At 71.4% G+C, this 21,088-nt stretch carries 20 protein-coding genes; 11 read left to right on the plus strand and 9 right to left on the minus strand.

Annotated elements, in window-relative coordinates; all coding sequences use genetic code 11:
• Window positions 1–12 precede the first annotated feature (12 nt).
• Window positions 13–951 carry a DMT family transporter gene (locus OG534_RS26565; protein WP_326591254.1) on the minus strand — a complete coding sequence of 313 codons (939 nt, stop codon included), beginning with the start codon at window positions 949–951 and terminating at the stop codon, window positions 13–15.
• A 13-nt stretch (window positions 952–964) separates the two neighbouring features.
• Window positions 965–2,170: a bifunctional adenosylcobinamide kinase/adenosylcobinamide-phosphate guanylyltransferase gene (locus OG534_RS26570; RefSeq protein WP_326591255.1), complete on the minus strand. Its 1,206-nt coding sequence runs from the start codon at window positions 2,168–2,170 to the stop codon at window positions 965–967.
• Between the two features lie 104 nt (window positions 2,171–2,274).
• Between OG534_RS26570 and OG534_RS26575 the strand changes: the two genes are divergently transcribed.
• Window positions 2,275–2,487, plus strand: coding sequence for a hypothetical protein (locus OG534_RS26575; RefSeq protein ID WP_326591256.1), 213 nt, complete (start codon window positions 2,275–2,277; stop codon window positions 2,485–2,487).
• A gap of 112 nt (window positions 2,488–2,599) precedes the next feature.
• On the opposite strand, the gene OG534_RS26580 is transcribed toward OG534_RS26575, so the two are convergent.
• Both OG534_RS26580 and OG534_RS26585 read right to left on the minus strand, forming a co-directional pair.
• Window positions 2,600–3,343 (minus strand): class I SAM-dependent methyltransferase, encoded by a 744-nt coding sequence (locus OG534_RS26580; protein WP_442807246.1) that lies wholly within the window; start codon window positions 3,341–3,343, stop codon window positions 2,600–2,602.
• A 65-nt stretch (window positions 3,344–3,408) separates the two neighbouring features.
• Entirely contained in the window at window positions 3,409–4,017 is a 609-nt protein-coding gene (locus OG534_RS26585; RefSeq protein ID WP_326591259.1) for a DUF3043 domain-containing protein, read from the minus strand.
• 262 nt (window positions 4,018–4,279) lie between these two features.
• Between OG534_RS26585 and OG534_RS26590 the strand changes: the two genes are divergently transcribed.
• A complete protein-coding gene (locus OG534_RS26590; protein WP_078658699.1) occupies window positions 4,280–5,074 on the plus strand; it encodes a PspA/IM30 family protein in 795 nt (264 codons plus the stop codon).
• Between the two features lie 13 nt (window positions 5,075–5,087).
• A complete protein-coding gene (gene pspAA, locus OG534_RS26595; protein ID WP_326591265.1) occupies window positions 5,088–5,366 on the plus strand; it encodes a PspA-associated protein PspAA in 279 nt (92 codons plus the stop codon).
• Window positions 5,367–5,498: 132 nt separating this feature from the next.
• Here pspAA and OG534_RS26600 read toward each other — a convergent pair whose 3' ends face one another.
• On the minus strand, window positions 5,499–6,272 hold the full coding sequence (locus OG534_RS26600) for a hypothetical protein (protein ID WP_326591267.1): 774 nt from the start codon (window positions 6,270–6,272) through the stop codon (window positions 5,499–5,501).
• Window positions 6,273–6,342: 70 nt separating this feature from the next.
• Between OG534_RS26600 and cobS the strand changes: the two genes are divergently transcribed.
• The 3 genes from cobS (at window position 6,343) to OG534_RS26615 (ending at window position 11,238) form a co-directional block, all read left to right on the plus strand.
• Complete coding sequence (gene cobS, locus OG534_RS26605) at window positions 6,343–7,164, plus strand: adenosylcobinamide-GDP ribazoletransferase (protein WP_326591268.1); 822 nt, start codon at window positions 6,343–6,345, stop codon at window positions 7,162–7,164.
• A gap of 103 nt (window positions 7,165–7,267) precedes the next feature.
• A complete protein-coding gene (locus OG534_RS26610; RefSeq protein ID WP_374778264.1) occupies window positions 7,268–7,951 on the plus strand; it encodes a response regulator in 684 nt (227 codons plus the stop codon).
• A 137-nt stretch (window positions 7,952–8,088) separates the two neighbouring features.
• The gene (locus OG534_RS26615; RefSeq protein ID WP_326591271.1) at window positions 8,089–11,238 is read left to right on the plus strand and encodes an efflux RND transporter permease subunit; all 3,150 of its coding nucleotides are present in this window, start codon (window positions 8,089–8,091) and stop codon (window positions 11,236–11,238) included.
• 104 nt (window positions 11,239–11,342) lie between these two features.
• On the opposite strand, the gene nadA is transcribed toward OG534_RS26615, so the two are convergent.
• Complete coding sequence (nadA, locus tag OG534_RS26620; RefSeq protein ID WP_326591272.1) at window positions 11,343–12,530, minus strand: quinolinate synthase NadA; 1,188 nt, start codon at window positions 12,528–12,530, stop codon at window positions 11,343–11,345.
• Window positions 12,531–12,823: 293 nt separating this feature from the next.
• On the opposite strand from nadA, the gene erpA reads away from it, so the two are divergent.
• On the plus strand, window positions 12,824–13,180 hold the full coding sequence (gene erpA, locus OG534_RS26625) for an iron-sulfur cluster insertion protein ErpA (protein ID WP_008738845.1): 357 nt from the start codon (window positions 12,824–12,826) through the stop codon (window positions 13,178–13,180).
• A gap of 94 nt (window positions 13,181–13,274) precedes the next feature.
• On the opposite strand, the gene OG534_RS26630 is transcribed toward erpA, so the two are convergent.
• Window positions 13,275–14,720 (minus strand): hypothetical protein, encoded by a 1,446-nt coding sequence (locus OG534_RS26630; RefSeq protein WP_326591275.1) that lies wholly within the window; start codon window positions 14,718–14,720, stop codon window positions 13,275–13,277.
• 71 nt (window positions 14,721–14,791) lie between these two features.
• A complete protein-coding gene (locus OG534_RS26635) occupies window positions 14,792–15,031 on the minus strand; it encodes a hypothetical protein (protein ID WP_326591276.1) in 240 nt (79 codons plus the stop codon).
• Window positions 15,032–15,162: 131 nt separating this feature from the next.
• On the opposite strand from OG534_RS26635, the gene OG534_RS26640 reads away from it, so the two are divergent.
• Window positions 15,163–16,137: a carbohydrate kinase family protein gene (locus OG534_RS26640; RefSeq protein WP_326591277.1), complete on the plus strand. Its 975-nt coding sequence runs from the start codon at window positions 15,163–15,165 to the stop codon at window positions 16,135–16,137.
• 178 nt (window positions 16,138–16,315) lie between these two features.
• On the opposite strand, the gene OG534_RS26645 is transcribed toward OG534_RS26640, so the two are convergent.
• Window positions 16,316–17,695, minus strand: coding sequence for a cysteine desulfurase/sulfurtransferase TusA family protein (locus OG534_RS26645; protein WP_326591278.1), 1,380 nt, complete (start codon window positions 17,693–17,695; stop codon window positions 16,316–16,318).
• Window positions 17,696–17,978: 283 nt separating this feature from the next.
• Here OG534_RS26645 and ctaC point away from each other — a divergent pair, with 283 nt between their 5' ends.
• From ctaC to OG534_RS26660, 3 genes are read left to right on the plus strand one after another with little or no spacing between them, the layout of a single operon-like run.
• Window positions 17,979–18,950 (plus strand): aa3-type cytochrome oxidase subunit II, encoded by a 972-nt coding sequence (gene ctaC, locus OG534_RS26650; protein WP_326591279.1) that lies wholly within the window; start codon window positions 17,979–17,981, stop codon window positions 18,948–18,950.
• Complete coding sequence (ctaD, locus tag OG534_RS26655) at window positions 18,947–20,680, plus strand: aa3-type cytochrome oxidase subunit I (protein ID WP_326591280.1); 1,734 nt, start codon at window positions 18,947–18,949, stop codon at window positions 20,678–20,680. Before ctaC ends, ctaD begins: the two co-directional genes overlap by 4 nt.
• Window positions 20,677–21,075, plus strand: coding sequence for a cytochrome c oxidase subunit 4 (locus OG534_RS26660; protein ID WP_326591281.1), 399 nt, complete (start codon window positions 20,677–20,679; stop codon window positions 21,073–21,075). Before ctaD ends, OG534_RS26660 begins: the two co-directional genes overlap by 4 nt.
• Window positions 21,076–21,088 lie beyond the last annotated feature (13 nt).

A 21,088-nucleotide genomic window follows, 5' to 3' on the forward strand; every position in this document is an offset into this window, starting at 1 on the left:
TGGCCGGCGGGGCTACTTTGACGACACGCCCTCGGGCGGCGGCTTCCGGCCCGGTCTCAGGGCGCCGAGATGGACGCCCAGCAGGACGAGCGGAGCGCCCAGCAGCAGACCGGCCGTCAGCTCCTCGTCGTCGAGCCACGCCGACAGCAGGATCGTGATCACCGGGATGACGACGAAGACGTAGGACGCCCGCGACGCGCCCCACCGGCGCACCACCACCAGGTAGAGGACGAAGGTCAGCACCGAGCCCACCAGGACCATGTACGCGAGCGCCCACCAGGTCGCCGCCAGCCGCGGCAGCCGCCAGGTGTCGCCCGCGGCGAACGAGCCCGCGAACAGCAGCGCCGCACCGGCCGTCATGCCCACCGCGTTCATCGTCACCGGGTGGACCGGCGGCAGGCGGTGCACGAGGACGGCCGCCTCGGCGAGGGAGACGACGGCGCCCAGCACCGCCAGCAGCGACAGCAGGGGCACATCCGCCTGCAGCGGTGCCCGCGAGGCCAGGGCGACCCCGGCGGCCGCGACGAGCGTGCCCGCCAGCGCGGACATCCGGAAGCGTTCCTGGCGTTGTGCCACCACCAGCAGCAGCGCCGCCAGCGGGACCAGCGCCAGCACGGTCTGACCCAGCCCGGCGTGGACGCGGACCAGGGCGTAGTAGGCCAGCGCGAAGGTCACCCCGAAGTTGAGCACCCCGTACAGCGCCGCCCCGGCCAGCGCCCGCCCGCGGGGCAGCCGCAGCCGCATCAGCGCCATGACGGCCAGCAGCACCAGCGCCGCGGCGCCGAACCGCACCGCGGCTCCCCACAGCGGATCCAGCTCGCGGTTGCTGAACCTGACCCCGACCGCGTTGCCGCCGCCCGACAGGCAGCAGCAGACGAAGGCGGTCAGCCCGGACCGCTCCCCGGTACCGCTCCCGCCCGACCGCTCCCCGGTACCGCCCGACCGCTCCACGGGATCACCCCGGCTATTCCTTGAGTACGGTCGCCTGCCCCGCGACGACGAGGAGCACGTGCTCGCACTCGCCCGCGACCCTCGCGTTCAGCCGTCCCAGCTCGTCGCGGAAGCGGCGGCCCGAGGCGGTCGCCGGGACGACGCCCGAGCCGACCTCGTTGCTGACCAGCACCACCGGACGGCGGGTCGCGCGCACGGCCGCCACCAGTTCGGCGGTCCGCTCGCCGAGCTGCTGCTGTCCGCCCTTGGCCCAGACGGAGTCGTCCCAGGCCCCGGCCCGGTCCATGGCGTCCGTCAGCCACAGCGCCAGGCAGTCGATCAGCAGCGGCGGCCCGTCGGCGGCCAGCAGCGGGACCAGGTCACAGGTCTCCAGCGTCCGCCAGCTGCCCGGCCGGCGCTCCCGGTGCAGGCCGACCCGCTGGGCCCATTCCGCGTCCCCGTCACGGGTGCCGCCGGTGGCCACGTAGACCACCTCGGGGAAGGACTCCAGCCGCCGTTCCGCCTCCACGGACTTGCCCGAACGGGCCCCGCCGAGCACCAGGATGCGGCGCGGCAGGTCCGGCACCGCGTGGTACTCCCCGACGATCAGCGTGGTCCCGTCCGGCACGGCCCGGGCCCCGGCGGCCGCGCACCGCCGGGCCAGCTCCCTGCCCGGCGGGACGTCGTGGTCCAGGTGGACGGCGATCACGTCGGTCGCCGGGCCGACGGCGCCGCTCGCCCGCAGCCGCGCCAGCGCCTCGGGGCGGCCCAGGACGTCGGCCAGCACCATGTCGTACGGGCGGTGCCCGGCCCGGCGGTCGGCGCCGGCCGGGGCCCCGCCGGGCGGCAGGTACAGCAGCCGGCCGCCGTCCGGGCCGGTCACCTCGTACCCGGTGCCCGGCGCGTCCATCGGCACCGCCCGCACCCGGTGCCCGGAGATCACCGCGAGTTCGCGCCCGTCCGGCACCCGCCCGGCGGCCGGCAGTCCCGGCGGCAGCTCCATCGCGGGTCCGTCGTGCGGGTGAGTCAGCAGGACCTGCCGCACACCGGTGAGCGAATGCCCGGCCCGGGCCCCGGCCAGCACCGCACCGGGGGTCAGGTCGAGCAGCAGCGCCCCGTCGACCAGGAGGGCCGTGGCGGCGCGCGACCGGTGGCCGACGGAGACCGCGCAGGCCGCACAGGGGCAGCCGGGGCGGGGCAGGCCCTCGGGTGTGCCGGTGCCGAGCAGAGTGAGTTCCACAGGATGATCCTCCCGCGTCGCCGAGACTGCTGCGCGCCCGGTTACTCTGCGGGCAGACTCAAGGCGAGAAGCGTGCGAGCAGCGGACGAGCAACGGAGGCGGACATGGCGTGGACGTGGCGGTTCGAGACGGCCGACGGCACCGAGACGAGCCCGTCGGTGGTACCCGAGGAGTTCACCACGCAGGGGGACGCGGAGTCCTGGATCGGTGAGTACTGGAAGGACCTGCTGGAAGGCGGCACCGAGCAGGTGAAACTGTCCGACGACAGCGGCACCGAGCTGTACACGATGAGCCTGCGCGAGGCTCTGGGCGCCTGACGGCGGCCGAGGGGCTGGGTTGCCCGCAGGGCAATTCCAGCCCCGCCGGCGTTTGAGGCGCGGGGGTGTGGGGGCGGAGCCCCCGCAGAGCCCCGTGCAGCGGGGCGAAGCGTCAGCCCCGGACCCCGCACAGGTGCAGCAGTGCGGCGACCCCCCGGTAGGGGTCGGTCCGCCCCGCGCGGTCCTCGGCGGCCAGCAGCCGCTCCAGCTCGTCGTCGGGCGGCAGGACCTCGCCGGCCTCGGTGCCGTCCGTGAAGACGCGTACGCCGTACCAGGACTGCAGCGGCGCACCGATCCCGGACAGCGTTGCCGTCAGCCCGGTCAGCCGGTCGGCGCGTACGTCCAGCCCCAGCCGGTTCGTGTAGTCGATGCTGTCGAAGGCCGACAGCGCGGCCTTCCAGTCGCCGTCCAGCCCGGGCCGCATGGCGAGCGCGTCGCCGTTGCGCACGAGCAGGGACAGCAGCCCGCCCGGGGCCAGCATCCGGGCCAGCCCGGCGAGCATGGCGTCCGGCTCGGCCACGTACATCAGCACCCCGTGGCACAGCACCACGTCGAAGCTGCCCGGCAGGAAGTGGGCTCCGGTCTCGCGGCCGTCGCCCTCCATGAGGCGGACCCGGTCGCGGATCCCGGCGGGCTCCGCGGCCAGCACGTCACGGGCGACGGCGAGCATGCCGGGGTCCTGTTCCAGGCCCGTCACCTTGTGTCCGGCGCGGGCCAGCCTCAGTGCCTGGGTGCCCTGGCCCATGCCGACGTCGAGGACGCGCAGCCGCTGCCCGACCGGGAAGCGCTGCGCGATCTGCTCGTCGACCTGCCGGCCCACGAGTTCCTGCCGGACGGCGTTGCGCAGTCCGCCCAGGCCTTCGAGCCAGAGTCGGGCTCCTTCGGCGAAGCCCTCCCCCGACGTGCCGGGCGTTGCTCGGCTCAGGGCCGTTCCCCGCGCTTGACCTGCGGCTTCGGCAGGCGCAGGCGGCGCATCTGGAGGGTGCGCATGAGACCGTACGCGACGGCGCCGCGGCGGGGCTCGTCCGGGAAGCGCTCGGTCAGTGCCTTGCGCAGGCGGAACACCAGGCCGACGGAGTCGAGGATGATCAGGGCGATCACACCGAGCCACAGCAGCAGCGCGATGTTCTGGATCGCCGGCTGGCGGATCATGCTGAGCACCAGGATGACCACGGCCAGGGGCAGGAACATCTCGGCGACCGAGAAGCGGGAGTCCACGAAGTCGCGGACGTACCTGCGGACGGGGCCCTTGTCACGGGTGGGCAGGTAACGCTCGTCGCCACTGGCCAGCGCCTCGCGCTGCTTGGCCATCTCTGTACGGCGACGTTCACGGGCTCGCTTGGCGTCCTCCTTGCGGTTGCCGGTCGAGGCCACCACGGCCTTGCGCTGCGACTGGGCCACAGCACGCTTCGGCGTAGGGCGGCCCTTCGGGGCCTGCGGGTCACGGGGCTGCGAGAGGTCGGCGCTCACCTTGTCGGTGGCGGCGGCCTTCTCTTCCTTGGAGGAGCGGCTACCAAACACAAAACCCAAGCCTACGTGGTTGCGGGCACGGGCCCCACCCCGGTGGGGAACGATCCGGCAACGGCGGGCGTCTTCCCATTGCACGGTGCGTGCGGTGGGCCCGGCCTCCTGGGATGCCCTACTCCTTACGCCTGATACGGCGAAGGGGGAGTCGTCCTGGAGGAGGAGCGCATCCGTACTCGAACAGTGCGGTAATGGAGTGAGGGCCCGTACTGTGGGTCCTGTCGGTGACCTGGAACACAGTCCGTCTAGAAGGGGGCGCGCGAAGCCCATGAGCGGTGTCATGAAGCGTATGGGGATGATCTTCCGCGCGAAGGCGAACAAGGCCCTTGACCGGGCCGAGGACCCGCGCGAGACCCTCGACTACTCGTACCAGAAGCAGCTCGAACTGCTGCAGAAGGTGCGCCGCGGAGTCGCCGACGTGGCGACCTCGCGCAAGCGACTGGAGCTGCAGCTCAACCAGCTGCAGGGACAGTCCGCCAAGCTGGAGGACCAGGGCCGCAAGGCCCTCGCCCTGGGCCGCGAGGACCTGGCCCGCGAGGCCCTGTCCCGCCGCGCCTCGCTCCAGCAGCAGGTCAGCGACCTGGAGGTGCAGCACCAGACCCTGCAGGGCGAGGAGGAGAAGCTGACCCTCGCCGCCCAGCGGCTGCAGGCCAAGGTGGACGCCTTCCGCACGAAGAAGGAGACCATCAAGGCCACCTACACCGCGGCCCAGGCGCAGACCCGGATCGCGGAGTCCTTCTCCGGCATCTCCGAGGAGATGAGCGACGTCGGCCTGGCCATCCAGCGGGCCGAGGACAAGACAGCCCAGCTGCAGGCCCGCGCCGGTGCGATCGACGAGCTGCTGGCCTCCGGCGCGCTCGACGACCAGAGCGGCCTCGGTTCCAAGGACGACATCCAGGCCGAGCTGGACCGCCTGTCGGGCGGTACGGACGTGGAACTGGAGCTGCAGCGCATGAAGGCCGAGCTGGCGGGCGGCCCGTCCGCGCAGCAGCAGGCCATCGAGGGCGGTGCCCAGGGCAACGCCCAGCAGCCGCAGACCCAGCACCGGTTCGACAAGCAGTAGGACGGGGCCCGTCATGATTGTCCGCATCATGGGGGAAGGTCAGGTGGAGCTGGCGGACAGTCACTTCGCCGAGCTCAACAAGCTGGACGACGAACTGCTCGCGGAGATGGAGCGCGGTGACTCGCAGGGCTTCCGGCGCACGCTGGGCGCGCTGCTCGAAGCCGTACGGCGGCTCGGCGCGCCGCTGCCGGACGACGCGCTGGAGCCGTCCGAGCTGATCCTGCCCGGACCCGACGCGAGCCTCGACGAGGTCAAGGCGCTGCTCAGGGACGACGGCCTGATCCCGGGCTGAGACCGGACCCGGACCACCGACACCGGACGAGCCCTCCCCCTTCCCGGGGGGAGGGCTCGCCGTCGTTCCCGGTGCCGTGTCCGGTGTCCGGCGTCCGTTGCCGGGGTGCGGTGCCGGTGCCGGTGTCCGGTCTCAGGGCCCGGGCGGCTTCTCCAGGGAGGCGGGCCGCTCCGGGTCGGGGGTCCCTCCGATGAAGTTCTCGAACCTGCGGCGCGGCCCCGCCCAGCGCCGGTCGTGGTGGAACGCGCGCAGCCCGGCCTTGGCGCGGGCGCGCGGACGGTTCGCGTAGAACCTCTTCGCGTACGGGGACCCGGGCCGGGCCAGCCGGATCGCGCCGATCAGCGCCACGAACGGGATGATCACGCCGAAGATGGCGGTGCGCGCCTTGCCCTTCCACAGGGCGAGCAGGGCGAGGCAGAAGTTGCCGGCCGCGTTCATGACGACCAGCCCGCGGCTCTGGCGCTCCTCCGGGGTCAGGTCGTTCACCCCGAAGGGCACGAACCCGCCCAGGACCAGCGCCACCACCGCGGCCGTCACGACCACGATCTCCACGCTCTTGCGGCCCTGCTCGCTCCAGTAGACGTCGTCGAGGTGCAGGATCAGCGCGAACTCGTCCAGGACCAGGCCCGCGCCCAGCCCGAAGATGACGGCCGAGAGCCCCGCGCCGAAGCTGTGTCCGGCGCTGCCGATCGCACCGAACCCGCCGATGATCACCAGGATCACGCCCGGCACCACGTGGTGGATGTGCAGACCCCCCGGGGTGACGTTCTTGAAGGGCCCCCGGCCGGCCCGGATCGTCCGGGTGATCACACGGGTGACCAGGAACGACATCACGAAGGAGACCAGGGCGAGCAGCATGGGCAGCTTCCCGGGCTCGATGATGTTCCGATACCACCAGTGACCCATCCCACTGACTCCCTATTTGTAACGTAATGGGTAATTTACCGCTCACTCCGAGCGGGTAGCGTTCCCGCCGATGACAGATTCGTTCGACGGTCCGCCCCTGACGCCGCCCCCGGAACGCGCCTCGTTCCTCGACGGCGTCCGCTTCGCCTTCGGCACGCTCACCGTGCTGCCCGCACGCATCACCCGCTGGGACCGCCCCGCCGCCCGCACCGGCATGGCCTGCGCCCCGCTCGCCGGGCTGGTCGTGGGCCTGCTCGCGGCCGTCCCCGGGGTGCTCCTGCTGCTGCTCGGCGGGGGCCCGCTGCTCGCCGCGGCCGTCACCGTCGCCGTACCGGCCGCGCTGACCCGCGGGCTCCACCTCGACGGACTCGCCGACACCGCCGACGGCCTCGGCAGCGCCCAACCGGCCGACGCGGCGCTGCGCATCATGAAGCAGTCCGACATCGGCCCCTTCGGCGTCGTGGCCCTGGTGATCGTGATGCTGGTGCAGGTGGCCGCCCTCTCGCAGGCGTACGCCGACAGCTGGGTCCGCGGCGCCCTCGCCGCCGTGGTCGCCGCCGTGACCGCCCGTCTCGCCATGACCCTGGCCTCCCGCGAGGGCGTCCCGCCGGCCCGCCCGGGAGGGCTCGGCGCCGCCGTCGCCGGGGTGGTCCCGCGGCCCGCGGCCGCCGCGATCGCCGTCCTCACCGTCGCCGCGGCCGCGGCCACCGCCCTCCCGCTGGGCCTGCCGGCCGCCGCCCGCAACGCGGTGGCGGTCCTGGCCGGCCTGCTCGCCGCCGAACTGCTGCTCCGCCGCTGCGTACGCCGCTTCGGCGGGGTCACCGGCGACGTCTTCGGCGCCCTGGCCGAGGTCTCGGCGACCACCGCCCTGATCGTCCTCGCCCTGGGCTAGTGCTGTGAGGCCGTCCGGCGGGTCCGCGTACCCTCACCCCGTGGACGACACGACGACGGACCAGCCCGACCAGCCCGACCAGCCCTCCGCCCCGCCCATCCGGGTGCTGCTCGCCGACGACCAGGCGCTGCTGCGCAGCGCCTTCAAGGTGCTCGTCGACTCCGAGCCCGACATGGAGGTCGTAGGGGAGGCCTCGGACGGGGCGCAGGCCTTCGAGCTGGCCCGCCGGACGCGCGCCGACGTCGTGCTGATGGACATCCGGATGCCCGGCACCGACGGGCTCGCCGCCACCCGCATGATCAGCGCCGACCCGGAACTCGCCGCCGTGCGCGTGGTGATGCTGACGACCTTCGAGGTCGACGAGTACGTGGTCTCGGCCCTGCGGGCCGGTGCCTCCGGCTTCCTCGGCAAGGGCGCCGAGCCCGATGAGCTGCTCAACGCCATCCGCGTCGCCGCCGCCGGCGAGGCCCTGCTCTCCCCGGCCGCCACCAAGGGACTCATCGCCACCTTCCTCGCCCAGGGCGGCGGCGCCGACCCGGCCGCCGCCGGCGCCTCGGCCGGCCTGCACGCGCAGCGGCTCGCCGCGCTGACCGTCCGGGAGCGCGAGGTCCTCGTACACGTCGCCGCGGGGCTGTCCAACGACGGGATCGCCGGCCGGCTGGAGGTCAGCCCGCTCACCGTCAAGACCCACGTGAACCGGGCCATGGCCAAGCTCGGGGCCCGCGACCGGGCCCAATTGGTGGTCATTGCCTACGAATCGGGACTTGTCCGCCCGCGTGCGGAGTAGGGAAGGAGTAGTGCGGCGTACTACAGACGCGGTATGCCGCACATAAGGACGGGACCTGCGAGCGACGAAACGCGCCCGGGACATGGGACAGGGTGGGAGTGCCCTCGCGTTCGTCACTGCAGAGAGATCTCATAACCATGTCGTGGCTGTCCCGCTTCAGCCTTGCCCAAAGGGCGTTGGTCGGCCTCGTGTCGATCGTCGCGCTCCTCTTCGGCGCCATAGCCATCCCGCAGCTCAAGCAGCAGCTGCTGCCCTCCATCGAACTGCCGATGGTGTCCGTGCTCGCGCCGTACCAGGGCGCCTCGCCCGACGTGGTGGAGAAGCAGGTCGTCGAACCGATCGAGTCCATGCTCAAGGGCGTCGACGGCATCACCGGCATCACCTCCACCGCCAGCGAGGGCAACGCCCTCATCATGGCCACCTTCGACTACGGCGACAGCGGCACCAAGCAGCTCGTCGCCGACGTCCAGCAGGCCGTCAACCGGGCCCGCGTCCGGCTGCCCGCCGAGGTGGACCCGCAGGTGGTGGCCGGTTCCACCGACGACATCCCGACGGTCATCCTGGCCGTCACCTCCGACAAGGACCAGCAGGCGCTCGCCGACCAGCTGGAGCGGTCCGTCGTCCCCGTCCTGTCGGACATCGAGGGCGTCGGACAGGTCAGCGTCGACGGCGTCCAGGACCTCCAGGTCACCGTCACCCCCGACAACGCCAAGCTCGCGGCCGCCGGCCTCGACGGCGCCGCCCTCGCCCAGGGCCTCCAGGCGGGCGGCGCGACCGTTCCCGCCGGCTCCTTCGACGAGGCGGGCAAGAACCGGACCGTGCGCGTCGGCGCCGGCTACACCACCCTCGCCCAGGTGGAGGACCTGCGCCTGAGCCCCGGCCCCGGCAAGCCCGCCGTGCGCCTCGGTGACGTCGCCGTCGTGAAGCAGGAGGCGGCCAAGGCCGTCTCCATCACCCGCACCAACGGCAAGCCCAGCCTCGCCCTCGTCCTGACGATGGACAAGGACGGCAGCGCCGTCGCCATCTCCGACGCCGTCAAGGACAAGCTGCCCGAGCTGCGTTCCACGCTCGGCGCCGGCGCCGACCTGACCGTCGTCAGCGACCAGGGCCCGGCCGTCGCCAAGTCCATCTCCAGCCTCACCACCGAGGGCCTGCTCGGCCTGCTCTTCGCGGTGATCGTGATCCTGGTCTTCCTGGCCTCGCTGCGCTCGACGCTGGTCACCGCGGTCTCCATCCCGCTGTCCGTCGTCCTCGCGCTGATCGTGCTGTGGACCCGCGACCTGTCGCTCAACATGCTGACCCTGGGCGCGCTCACCATCGCCATCGGCCGCGTCGTCGACGACTCGATCGTGGTCCTGGAGAACATCAAGCGCCACCTCGGCTACGGCGAGGAGCGCGAGGCCGCCATCATCACCGCGGTCAAGGAGGTCGCCGGCGCGGTCACCTCCTCCACGCTCACCACCGTCGCCGTCTTCCTGCCGATCGGCCTCGTCGGCGGCATGATCGGCGAGCTCTTCGGCTCGTTCTCGCTCACCGTCACCGCGGCCCTGCTGGCCTCGCTGCTCGTCTCGCTGACGGTCGTGCCGGTGCTCTCGTACTGGTTCCTGAGCGCGCCCAAGGGCATCGAGCCCGGGGACGCCGAGAGCGCGGCGAAGGCCCGGCGCGAGGCGGAGGAGAAGGAGGCGCGCAGCCGCCTGCAGCGCTTCTACGTCCGCGTGCTCGGCTTCGCCACCCGGCGCCGTCTGACCAGTGTGGCCATCGCGGTGGTCGTGCTCGTCGGCACCTTCGGGATGACCCCGCTGCTGAAGACCAACTTCTTCGACCCGGGCGAGCAGGACGTCCTGACGGTCAAGCAGGAACTCGCCCCCGGCACCTCGCTGGCCGCCTCCGACGAGGCGAGCCGCAAGATCGAGAAGGTGCTGGGCTCGGTCGAGGGCGTCAAGAGCTACCAGGTCACCGTCGGCTCCTCCGGCTTCCTCGCGGCCTTCGGCGGCGGCACGGGCTCCAACCAGGCCTCGTACCAGGTGTCCCTGAAGGACGCCGGTGACGGCGCGTCCGTGAAGAAGCAGATCGAGGACAAGCTGGCCGCGCTCGACGGCATCGGCGAGACCCGCATCTCGACGGGCGACGCCTTCGGCAGCCAGAACCTCAGCGTGGTCGTCAAGGCCGGCGACGGCGAGGTCCTCGCCAAGGCCGCCGAGCAGGTCCGCGCCGAGGTGGCCAAGCTGGACAACGTCACCGACGTGCAGAGCGACCTGTCCCAGTCCGTGCCCCGCATCTCGGTGACCGCCACCCCCAAGGCCGCGGAGGCGGGCCTGAACCAGGCCGCGCTCGGCGCGATCGTCGCCCAGGCCGTACGGGGCAACCCGGCGGGCAAGGCCGTACTGGACGACACCGAGCGGGACATCGTCATCAAGTCCGCGCAGCCGGCCACCACTCTGGCCGAACTGCAGGCGCTCCCGGTCGGCCCGGTCAAGCTCGGCGACATCGCCGAGGTCAAGGAGGTCCCCGGCCCGGTCGCGATGACCCGCATCGACGGCGCCCGCGCGGCGACCGTCACCGCGCGCCCGCAGGGCGACAACACGGGCGCGGTCAGCGCCGAGCTCCAGACGAAGCTCAAGGCCCTGGACCTGCCGGAGGGTGCCACCGCCTCCATCGGCGGCGTCTCCGAGGACCAGGACGAGGCCTTCGGCTCGCTCGCCCTGGCCATGCTCGCGGCCATCGCGATCGTGTTCATGCTGCTGGTCGCGACCTTCCGCTCGCTGATCCAGCCGCTGATCCTGCTGGTCTCCATCCCGTTCGCGGCGACCGGCGCACTCGGTCTGCTCATCGTCACCGGCACCCCGATGGGCGTCCCGGCGATGATCGGCATGCTGATGCTCATCGGCATCGTCGTGACCAACGCGATCGTCCTGATCGACCTGGTCAACCAGTACCGCGCCCAGGGCCTGGGCGTCGTCGAAGCGGTCGTCGAGGGCGGCCGGCACCGCCTGCGCCCGATCCTGATGACGGCCCTGGCGACGATCTTCGCGCTGCTCCCGATGGCGCTGGGCGTCACCGGCGAGGGCGGCTTCATCTCGCAGCCGCTCGCGGTCGTGGTGATCGGCGGCCTGGTCAGCTCGACCCTGCTGACGCTGCTGCTGGTGCCGACCCTCTACACGATGGTGGAGCTCCGCAAGGAGCGCCGCCGCGCGAAGCGCTCCGCGAAGCGCGAGGCCCGTCTGACGGTGGTCCCGTCGAAGGCCGGGGACGAGGCCGACGTCGACGGAGCCGAGGTCAAGGTCTGACCTCGGCCGGGCGGTGGACGGGGAGGCTCCCCGTCCACCGCCCGGTGGAACGCCGAAGGGGCGCCCCCCAGGGGGGCGCCCCTTCGGCGTTCGGGCCCGATCGGCTACGGCAGCGCCAGCATCCGCTCCAGCGCGAGCTTCGCGAAGCTCTCCGTCTCCTTGTCGACCTGGATCTGGTTGACGAGGGTGCCCTCGGCCAGGGACTCCAGGGTCCACACGAGGTGCGGGAGGTCGATGCGGTTCATCGTCGAGCAGAAGCAGACCGTCTTGTCGAGGAAGACGACTTCCTTGTCCTCGGCGGCGAATCGATTCGCCAGGCGGCGGACCAGGTTCAGCTCGGTGCCGATGGCCCACTTGGAGCCGGCCGGGGCCGCCTCCAGCGCCTTGATGATGTACTCCGTCGAGCCGACGTAGTCCGCGGCCGCCACGACCTCGTGCTTGCACTCGGGGTGGACCAGGACGTTCACGCCGGGGATGCGGGCGCGCACGTCGTTGACCGAGTCGACCGAGAACCGGCCGTGGACCGAGCAGTGCCCGCGCCACAGGATCATCTTGGCGTTCCGCAGCTGCTCGGCGGTCAGGCCGCCGTTCGGCTTGTGCGGGTTGTAGAGCACGCAGTCGTCCAGGGACATGCCCATGTCGCGGACGGCGGTGTTGCGGCCCAGGTGCTGGTCCGGGAGGAAGAGCACCTTCTCGCCCTGCTCGAAGGCCCACTCCAGGGCCTTCTTCGCGTTGGACGAGGTACAGATCGTGCCGCCGTGCTTGCCGGTGAAGGCCTTGATGTCGGCGGAGGAGTTCATGTACGAGACGGGCACCGTGGCGCCGGCGACGCCGGCCTCGGTCAGCACGTCCCAGCACTCCGCGACCTGCTCCGCGGTGGCCATGTCGGCCATCGAGCAGCCGGCGGCCAGGTCCGGCAGGACCACCCTCTGGTCGTCCGAGGTCAGGATGTCCGCGGACTCGGCCATGAAGTGCACGCCGCAGAAGACGATGTACTCGGCCTCCGGCTTGGCGGCCGCGTCCTTGGCCAGCTTGAACGAGTCGCCGGTGACGTCCGCGAACTCGATGACCTCGTCGCGCTGGTAGTGGTGGCCGAGGATGAACACCTTGTCCCCGAGCTTCTCCTTGGCCGCGCGGGCGCGCTCCACGAGGTTCGGGTCCGAGGGCGAGGGCAGGTCGCCGGGGCACTCCACCCCGCGCTCGCTCTTGGGGTCGGCCTCGCGGCCGAGCAGCAGCAGGGCAAGGGGCGTCGGCTGGACGTCCAAAGGCTGGGCGGTGGTCACGACACGCACCCTTTCTGTTCTGCGACTAGGGACTTCTGGATCATCGCTTCGACTTCTCGTCTACTTGACGCTATCTATCATAACTGCTTCACGTCAGTTTGACGATGCCCGATAGTGTCAATGTGACGCATCAGCCCTCGATCGGTCGGGCCCACCCCCGCGCGCGGTGTGCGAGCATGGAATATCTGAAACAAGCGTCGGGTCCCGGAATGAATCCGCGGTCCCGCTCGTTGCCACCGACGGCAAGAGTCCGACGTTTCCCCGCCACGGCGGGGAGCCGCCCACTTCGGGAGTGAATGCAGATGTCCGTACAGGACGACAAGACCACCGTGAGCGACGGCATCCTCCTGTCCGACGCCGCCGCCGAAAAGGTCAGGACCCTGCTGGAGCAGGAAGGCCGCGAAGACCTGGCGCTCCGCGTCGCTGTCCAGCCCGGTGGCTGCTCCGGCCTGCGCTACCAGCTCTTCTTCGACGAGCGCTCCCTCGACGGCGACGTCGTGAAGGACTTCGACGGCGTGAAGGTCGTCACGGACCGGATGAGCTCCCCCTACCTGCACGGCGCCTCGATCGACTTCGTCGACACCATCGAGAAGCAGGGCTTCACGATCGACAACCCCAACGCCACGGGCTCCTGCGCCTGCGGCGACTCGTTCAGCTAAGCCTGGACCGCCCGCACGACGAGGGCCCGCCTCCGGTCGCATCGACCGGAGGCGGGCCCTCGCCGCATGCCCGGGCCCGGGGCCCGGGCGTCGGCTACTGCCGGGGGAGCGGCTTGCCCGTCGTCGCGTCGAGCACCTTCCGGTCGCCGAGCGGCTGCTGCAGCGTCACCGTCAGGGACATCTCCTGCGCGAGCATGATGCAGGCCTGACCCGGCTTGTTCGGCGTGTCCGTGATCTTCACCATGACCGATTCCGCCTGCTCCCGCGCCTCCACGGCGTAGGTGCTGCACACACTGCCCCAGAAGTTCACGGTCAGCTTCCGGTCCGCCTCCGCGTACGAGAATCCGGGCACGGTACGACCGTCCTTCGGGCCGGGCGTGCTCTCCTGGGCTGCGGCCGGCTGGGCCACCGTGTGGCCGGGCGCGCCGCCCTGGCCCGCCACCTCGAACAGCCAGGCCGGGACCAGACCGCGCGAGCCGTCCACCGTCCCGGGGACCAGCCCGAGCGCGGCGCCCCGTACGGTCTCCGTCCGCGGGGGCTTCATCGGCCGGGGCTCCGGATTGCACGGCACCGTGTCGGTGGCCCCCACCGGGGTGTCCGGCGTCAGCGGGACCGAGGTCGCGCAGCCACTCGGCTCGGGGCTGCCCTCCCGGCCGCCCGACTTCGCGTTCAGCCGCGCCAGCGCCTCCACGGCCCCGACCACCGGCTGCTCGGCCGCCCGTACGGGAGCCTTCAGCTCGCCGCTGCCCCCGACCACCGAGGCGTCGGCGCCCACGCTCACCTTCGTGGACCAGCCCTGCGTGGGCAGCCCGCCGATCACCGGGTCGGCGCTCACCACCCGCACCGCGTCCTGGGCGAGCCGGGCGTCCAGCTTCGCCCCGTCCTGCCCCGCGGCGGCCAGTACGGGCGCGGCGGCGGCCTTGGCGGCCTCCTCCGACACCGGCTTGCCCTGGCCCGCCCCCGCCCCCGCCCCGGTCCCGCCGGCGTCCTTCGGGAGGGTGGCCGGGCCGCAGGTGTCCTTGCCGCGCACGCAGTCGTCCCCGGTGCCGTTGCCCGTCGCCTGGAAGCGGGTGAAGTTCCAGGTACCCGGGGCCGTACGGGCCACCGTGAGCCGGGGGCCGGAGCCGTCGGCGGCCTCCCCGGCCAGCCACACGTCCCCGTTGAGCCGCGGGGTGCCCGGAATGCCGAGGGCCGCGGCGAGCCGGGCCACCTCCGCCGAGGTGACCTCGCCGGACGCGGCGAAGGCGGGCGCGGTGGCCGGCGCCTCCGGAAGCTTCACGTCGGCCCGGTAGACCACGCCCTCGCCGGACGGATCGGGCTCCCCGGGTGCGATCCCCGGCCCCGAGGGGTCCCCCGCGTCACGGGGCGCCGAGGCCGCGCTGTCACCCGTACGGCGGCCCGACGTGCCGTCGCCGTGAGCGGTGGACGCCCAGTAGGCGGTACCGCCGCCCGCGAGCAGGACGGCGGCCGCGATCGAGCCGACGGCCCAGGCGGGCCGCCGTCGTGTGCCGCGTGATGTCTCGGGCTGTTCGCTGGTCACCGCATCGCTCCTTCACCTGTTCCGCCTGTCTGATGCGGGTGTGACGAAGCCGACGGGCAACCGGTTCCCTCCTACTGGTCCCCGTACGCGGCAGTGGAGGCGATCAGCCGCGCCGAGGCCGGCGGGACGCTGATCCCGTGGATCTGCGAGGGCGCCACCCGGGCCGGCCGGGGGCCCGCCGGGACCGCCCAGTGCGGGGCCATTCGGGCGCAGTCTCCCAGCAGCCGGTCGAAACCTGGCTGACGTGGACCTTCCGTGCCGCGCTTGTCGGCGGTGTACTCGGTGGAGCCGAAACCGTCGGTATAGGTCATGAGGGCACCGTAGGCATCGGAGCTCGTGCGAAGAAAGAGCTACTAAGAGGTAGTTTCGCGTGTTCGGCCCGGGGCCGCTTACCGGGTAGTTTTGACTGTCCCTCGCCGTCCTCAGCAGGAGCGTCCACGCCGTGCGCATCGCAGTCACCGGCTCCATCGCCACCGACCACCTCATGACCTTCCCGGGCCGTTTCGCCGACCAGCTGGTCGCGGACCAGCTGCACACGGTCTCCCTCTCCTTCCTCGTCGACAACCTCGACGTCCGGCGGGGCGGTGTCGGCCCGAACATCTGCTTCGGCATGGGGCAGCTCGGCAGCCGCCCGATCCTGGTCGGGGCCGCCGGCTCCGACTTCGACGAGTACCGCGCCTGGCTGGACCGGCACGGCGTCGACACCGAGTCCGTCCGGATCTCCGAGGTGCTGCACACCGCGCGCTTCGTGTGCACCACGGACGCCGACCACAACCAGATCGGCTCCTTCTACACGGGCGCGATGAGCGAGGCCCGGCTGATCGAGCTGAAGTCCGTGTCCGACCGGGTGGGCGGGCTGGACCTGGTCCTCATCGGCGCGGACGACCCCGAGGCGATGCTGCGCCACACGGAGGAGTGCCGGACGCGGGGGATCCCCTTCGCCGCCGACTTCTCGCAGCAGATCGCCCGCATGGACGGCGACAACATCCGCACCCTGATGGAGGGCGCGACGTACCTCTTCTCGAACGAGTACGAGAAGGGGCTCATCGAGTCGAAGTCGGGCTGGTCGGACGCGGAGATCCTGGCGAAGGTCGGCACCCGCGTGACCACGCTGGGCTCCAACGGCGTCAAGATCGAGCGGGTCGGCGAGGCGCCGATCGTGGTCGGCTGCCCCGAGGAGAACGCGAAGGTCGACCCGACGGGTGTCGGCGACGCGTTCCGCGCCGGGTTCCTGACCGGGCTGGGCTGGGGGGTCGGCCTGGAGCGGGCGGCGCAGCTGGGCTGCATGCTCGCGACGCTGGTCATCGAGACGCTCGGCACCCAGGAGTACACCCTGGCGCGGGCGCACTTCATGGAGCGCTTCACGAAGGCGTACGGCGACGAGGCGGCGGCGGAAGTAAAGTCCCACCTCGCCTGACCCCTTCCTGCTGAGCCCGGGCCCAATCCAGCCCCTCCGGCGTTTGAGGAGCGGGTCCGGGCGGAGCCCGGTGCGCCGGCGGAGCCGGTGGTCCTGCCCGGCCCCGGGTGCGGCGCCGCTGCCCCCGGACCCCCGCGCCTCAAACGCCGGCGAGGCTGATCTTGAGCCCGGGCGAGGCTCAGACCTGGCGGCGGACCGTATAGGCGGTGCCGACTTCGCGCGGGGCTTCGCCCACGTACGCGTGCCCCCGCATCGCGCACCACGCCGGGATGTCCAGGCGGGCCACCTCGTCGTCGGAGACGACCGTGACCGTGCCGCCCACCGGGACCGTCACGATGGCCCGGGCCAGTTCGATCACCGGCTGGGGGCACCGCAGCCCGAGCGCGTCGAGTTCCAGCGAGTCCGCCACCGGCGCCACCTCCGGCGGCTCGGACACGCCGAGCCGCTCCCGTACGCCCGCCACCGCACCCGGCAGCACCTCCAGGAACGCGTTGACCTCCTCCGCCGTGGTCCCCGGCGGCAGGGACACCCGTACGTTCCCCTCCGACAGCACGCCCATGGCCCGCAGCACGTGACTGGGGGTCAGCGTGGAGCTCGTGCACGAGGAGCCCGAGGAGACCGAGAAGCCGGCCCGGTCCAGTTCGTGCAGCAGCGTCTCCCCGTCGACGTACAGGCAGGAGAAGGTGACCAGGTGCGGCAGCCGCCGATCCGGATCGCCGACCACCTCCACGTCCGGGACCAGCCGCACCACCCGCCGCCGGATGCGGTCCACCAGGATCCGCAGCCGGGCCGCCTCCGCGTCCGCCTCGGCCCGCACCGCGCGCAGGGACGCCGCCGCCGCCACGATCGCGGGGAGGTTCGCGAAACCGGGGGAGCGCCCCGACTCCCTTTCGTCCGCGGGCCCTTGAGGGGAGAAGCGGACTCCCTTGCGGACCGCCAGCAGGCCGACCCCGGGCGGGCCGCCCCACTTGTGCGCGCTCGCGGCCAGGACGGACCAGGCGCCCTGCACCGGGCCCCAGCCCAGCGACTGGGCCGCGTCCACCAGCAGCGGCACCCCGGCCGCCCCGCAGACCTCGGCCACCTCGCGCACCGGCTGGACCGTGCCCACCTCGTGGTTGGCCGACTGGAGGCAGGCGAGGGCGGTCGCCGGGGAGAGCGCGTCCGCGTACCCGGCGGGGGTCACCGCGCCCCACCGGTCCACCGGTACCTCGGTCACCGTCCCGCCGTGCGCCTCGTGCGCCGCGGCCGCGTGCAGTACAGAACTGTGTTCGACCGCCGATACGACCAGATGGCCTCCCACGCGCCGGCGCCCGGCGAGGACCCCCGCGACCCCCGTGTGAACCGCGTGCGTCCCCGAAGGAGTGAACACGAGCTCGTCGGCGCGACATCCCACCGCCTCCGCGGCGGCCTCCCGCGCCGCGTCCAGCAGCAGCCGGGCACGCCTGCCCTCCCGGTACAGCCGGGCCGGATCCGCCCAGCCCTCGTCCAGGGAGGCCTGCAACGCCTGCCGGGCCACGGGGTGCAGGGGAGCGGCGGACGCGCTGTCGAAGTAGGGCATCCGGTCACGCTAACCCGGGGCCGGGAGCGTTCGAGGTCAGGGGCCGTCAGATGCGTTCCGGAGCCCACCATTCAGGGCCATTCGCCCCGTCCCCCGTACGGCGGATCCATCCCTTCGGGGGCAGTAGCGGCGCGTTGGGCACCCTCCCCGCGCGACCCCAAATAGCGTCCAGTAGGGTTTGGTCCGCATAAACATCCAAACCCCTGCCTGCGTCAGGGCCGGCGACCGACCCGAACACGGCCGCGGCCGGCCGCGCGGGCCGAGACTCTCGGGAAGGCGCTACGTGAGTCCCTACGGCTCCGACCGCTCGCCGCGGCGCCCGATGCGGCGGAAGCTGCTGCAGGCGCTGACTGCGGGCGTGGTCCTGGCGACCGCCACTGGTTGCTCGTATACATGGCAAAACTTTCCCCGCCTCGGAATGCCGACTCCGGTAACCGAGGAGGCGCCGCGCATCCTCTCCCTGTGGCAGGGATCCTGGGCGGCCGCGCTCGTCACGGGCATCCTGGTCTGGGGCCTGATCATCTGGAGCGTCATCTTCCACCGGCGCAGCCGGACGAAGGTGGAGGTCCCCCCGCAGACCCGGTACAACATGCCCATCGAGGCGCTGTACACCGTGGTCCCGCTCATCATCGTCTCGGTGCTCTTCTACTTCACCGCGCGTGACGAGTCGAAGCTGCTCGCCCTCTCGAAGCCGGCGCACACGATCAACGTGATCGGCTTCCAGTGGAGCTGGGGCTTCAACTACATCGAGGACGTCGACGGCGACGCGGCGACCCCGAAGGCCGGTGCGGTTCCCAAGGAGCTCGCCGCGATCCCGGACCGCTTCACCAAGGACTTCCAGGCGGGAGCCGAGGGCGTCTACGAGAAGGGCGTCCCGGGCGACCGGAACCCCCAGACGGGCAACCCGGGTCCGACCCTGGTCCTCCCCAAGGGTGAGAAGGTCCGCTTCATCCTGTCGTCCAACGACGTCATCCACTCCTTCTGGGTGGTCCCCTTCCTGTTCAAGCAGGACGTCATCCCGGGCCACACCAACGTCTTCGAGGTCACCCCGAGCCAAGAGGGCACCTTCATGGGCAAGTGCGCCGAGCTCTGCGGCGTCGACCACTCCCGGATGCTCTTCAACGTCAAGGTGGTCTCGCCCGAGGAGTACCGGGCGTACCTGAAGGAGCTGGCGGAGAAGGGCCAGACCGGCTTCCTGCCCGCCGGCATCAAGCAGACGGACCCGGCCCGGAATGCGGAAGTGAACCAACTGTGAGCATCCTCAACGAATCCCAGGGTGCCGCCGCAGCTGACTCGTACGAGAACGAGCTGCCGGTACGGCGCAAGCAGCCGGGCAACGTGGTCGTGAAGTGGCTCACCACCACCGACCACAAGACCATCGGCACGATGTACCTGCTCACGTCGTTCGTGTTCTTCCTCATCGGCGGCCTCCTCGCGCTCTTCATGCGCGCCGAGCTGGCCCGTCCGGGTACGCAGATCATGTCGAACGAGCAGTTCAACCAGGCGTTCACGATGCACGGCACGATCATGCTGCTGATGTTCGCGACGCCGCTGTTCGCCGGTTTCGCGAACTGGATCATGCCGCTGCAGATCGGCGCGCCCGACGTGGCGTTCCCGCGGCTGAACATGTTCGCGTACTGGCTGTACCTCTTCGGCTCGACCATCGCGGTGGCCGGCTTCGTGACGCCGAACGGCGCCGCCGACTTCGGCTGGTTCGCCTACTCCCCGCTGTCGGACGCGGTCCGCTCGCCGGGCATCGGCGCCGACATGTGGATCATGGGTCTGGCCTTCTCGGGCTTCGGTACGATCCTCGGCTCGGTCAACTTCATCACCACGATCATCTGCATGCGCGCGCCCGGCATGACGATGTTCCGCATGCCGATCTTCACCTGGAACGTGCTGCTGACCGGTGTCCTGGTCCTGCTCGCCTTCCCGGTGCTGGCCGCCGCGCTGTTCGCGCTGGAGGCCGACCGCAAGTTCGGTTCGCACATCTTCGACGCGGCCAACGGCGGCGCATTGCTGTGGCAGCACCTCTTCTGGTTCTTCGGGCACCCAGAGGTGTACATCATCGCGCTGCCGTTCTTCGGAATCGTTTCCGAGATCATTCCGGTCTTCTCGCGCAAGCCGATGTTCGGTTACATCGGTCTGATCGCCGCGACGATCGCGATCGCCGGCCTCTCGGTGACCGTGTGGGCCCACCACATGTACGTCACCGGTGGTGTATTGCTGCCGTTCTTCTCCTTCATGACCTTCCTGATCGCGGTACCGACCGGTGTGAAGTTCTTCAACTGGATCGGCACCATGTGGAAGGGCTCACTGTCCTTCGAGACACCGATGCTCTGGACGATCGGCTTCCTGGTCACCTTCACCTTCGGCGGTCTGACCGGCGTCATCCTGGCCTCGCCCCCGATGGACTTCCACGTCTCCGACTCGTACTTCGTCGTCGCGCACTTCCACTACGTCGTCTTCGGCACCGTGGTCTTCGCGATGTTCGCCGGCTTCCACTTCTGGTGGCCGAAGTTCACGGGCAAGATGCTGGACGAGCGCCTGGGCAAGATCACCTTCTGGACGCTGTTCATCGGCTTCCACGGCACCTTCCTGGTGCAGCACTGGCTCGGTGCCGAGGGCATGCCGCGTCGTTACGCCGACTACCTCGCCGCCGACGGCTTCACGCTGCTGAACACGATCTCGACGATCAGCTCGTTCGTGCTCGGCCTGTCGATGCTGCCGTTCATGTACAACGTCTGGAAGACGGCCAAGTACGGCAAGAAGATCGAGGTCGACGACCCGTGGGGTTACGGCCGTTCGCTCGAGTGGGCGACGTCCTGCCCGCCGCCGCGGCACAACTTCCTCACCCTGCCGCGGATCCGTTCCGAGTCCCCGGCGTTCGACCTGCACCACCCGGAGATCGCGGCCCTCGACCACCTTGAGGACCACAGCGTCGCCACCGCGGCCGTCACCGGTGGCAAGGAGGCCGGCAAGTGAAGATCCAGGGCAAGATGTTCCTCTGGCTCTCCTTCTTCATCCTGGTCATGGCCATCGTGTATGGCGTGTGGTCGAAGGAGCCCGTCGGTACCACCGCGCTCTTCCTGGCCTTCGGCCTGAGCGTCATGATCGGCTACTACCTGGCCTTCACGGCCAAGCGCGTCGACGAGATGGCCCAGGACAACCTGGAGGCCGACGTCGCCGACGAGGCGGGCGAGCTGGGGTTCTTCTCCCCGCACAGCTGGCAGCCGCTCTCGCTGGCCGTCGGTGGCGCCTTCGCCTTCATGGGCGTCGTCTTCGGCTGGTGGCTGATGTACTTCTCCGCTCCCCTGATCCTGATCGGTCTGTGGGGCTGGGTGTACGAGTACTACCGCGGTGAGAACCAGAACCAGTAGCAGCACCCTCGCG

Origin of the sequence: Streptomyces sp. NBC_01294 (assembly GCF_035917235.1) — a bacterium.
GTDB lineage: Bacteria > Actinomycetota > Actinomycetes > Streptomycetales > Streptomycetaceae > Streptomyces > Streptomyces caledonius.

Excerpts from the sequence above, each read along its gene's own strand:
- OG534_RS26575 (WP_326591256.1), top strand. The coding sequence starts at position 2,275 with ATGGCGTGGACGTGGCGGTTCGAGACGGCCGACGGCACCGAGACGAGC.
- OG534_RS26590 (WP_078658699.1), top strand. The coding sequence starts at position 4,280 with ATGAGCGGTGTCATGAAGCGTATGGGGATGATCTTCCGCGCGAAGGCG.
- pspAA (WP_326591265.1), top strand. The coding sequence starts at position 5,088 with ATGATTGTCCGCATCATGGGGGAAGGTCAGGTGGAGCTGGCGGACAGT.
- OG534_RS26600 (WP_326591267.1), bottom strand. The coding sequence starts at position 6,272 with ATGGGTCACTGGTGGTATCGGAACATCATCGAGCCCGGGAAGCTGCCC.
- cobS (WP_326591268.1), top strand. The coding sequence starts at position 6,343 with ATGACAGATTCGTTCGACGGTCCGCCCCTGACGCCGCCCCCGGAACGC.
- OG534_RS26615 (WP_326591271.1), top strand. The coding sequence starts at position 8,089 with ATGTCGTGGCTGTCCCGCTTCAGCCTTGCCCAAAGGGCGTTGGTCGGC.
- erpA (WP_008738845.1), top strand. The coding sequence starts at position 12,824 with ATGTCCGTACAGGACGACAAGACCACCGTGAGCGACGGCATCCTCCTG.
- OG534_RS26635 (WP_326591276.1), bottom strand. The coding sequence starts at position 15,031 with ATGACCTATACCGACGGTTTCGGCTCCACCGAGTACACCGCCGACAAG.
- OG534_RS26645 (WP_326591278.1), bottom strand. The coding sequence starts at position 17,695 with ATGCCCTACTTCGACAGCGCGTCCGCCGCTCCCCTGCACCCCGTGGCC.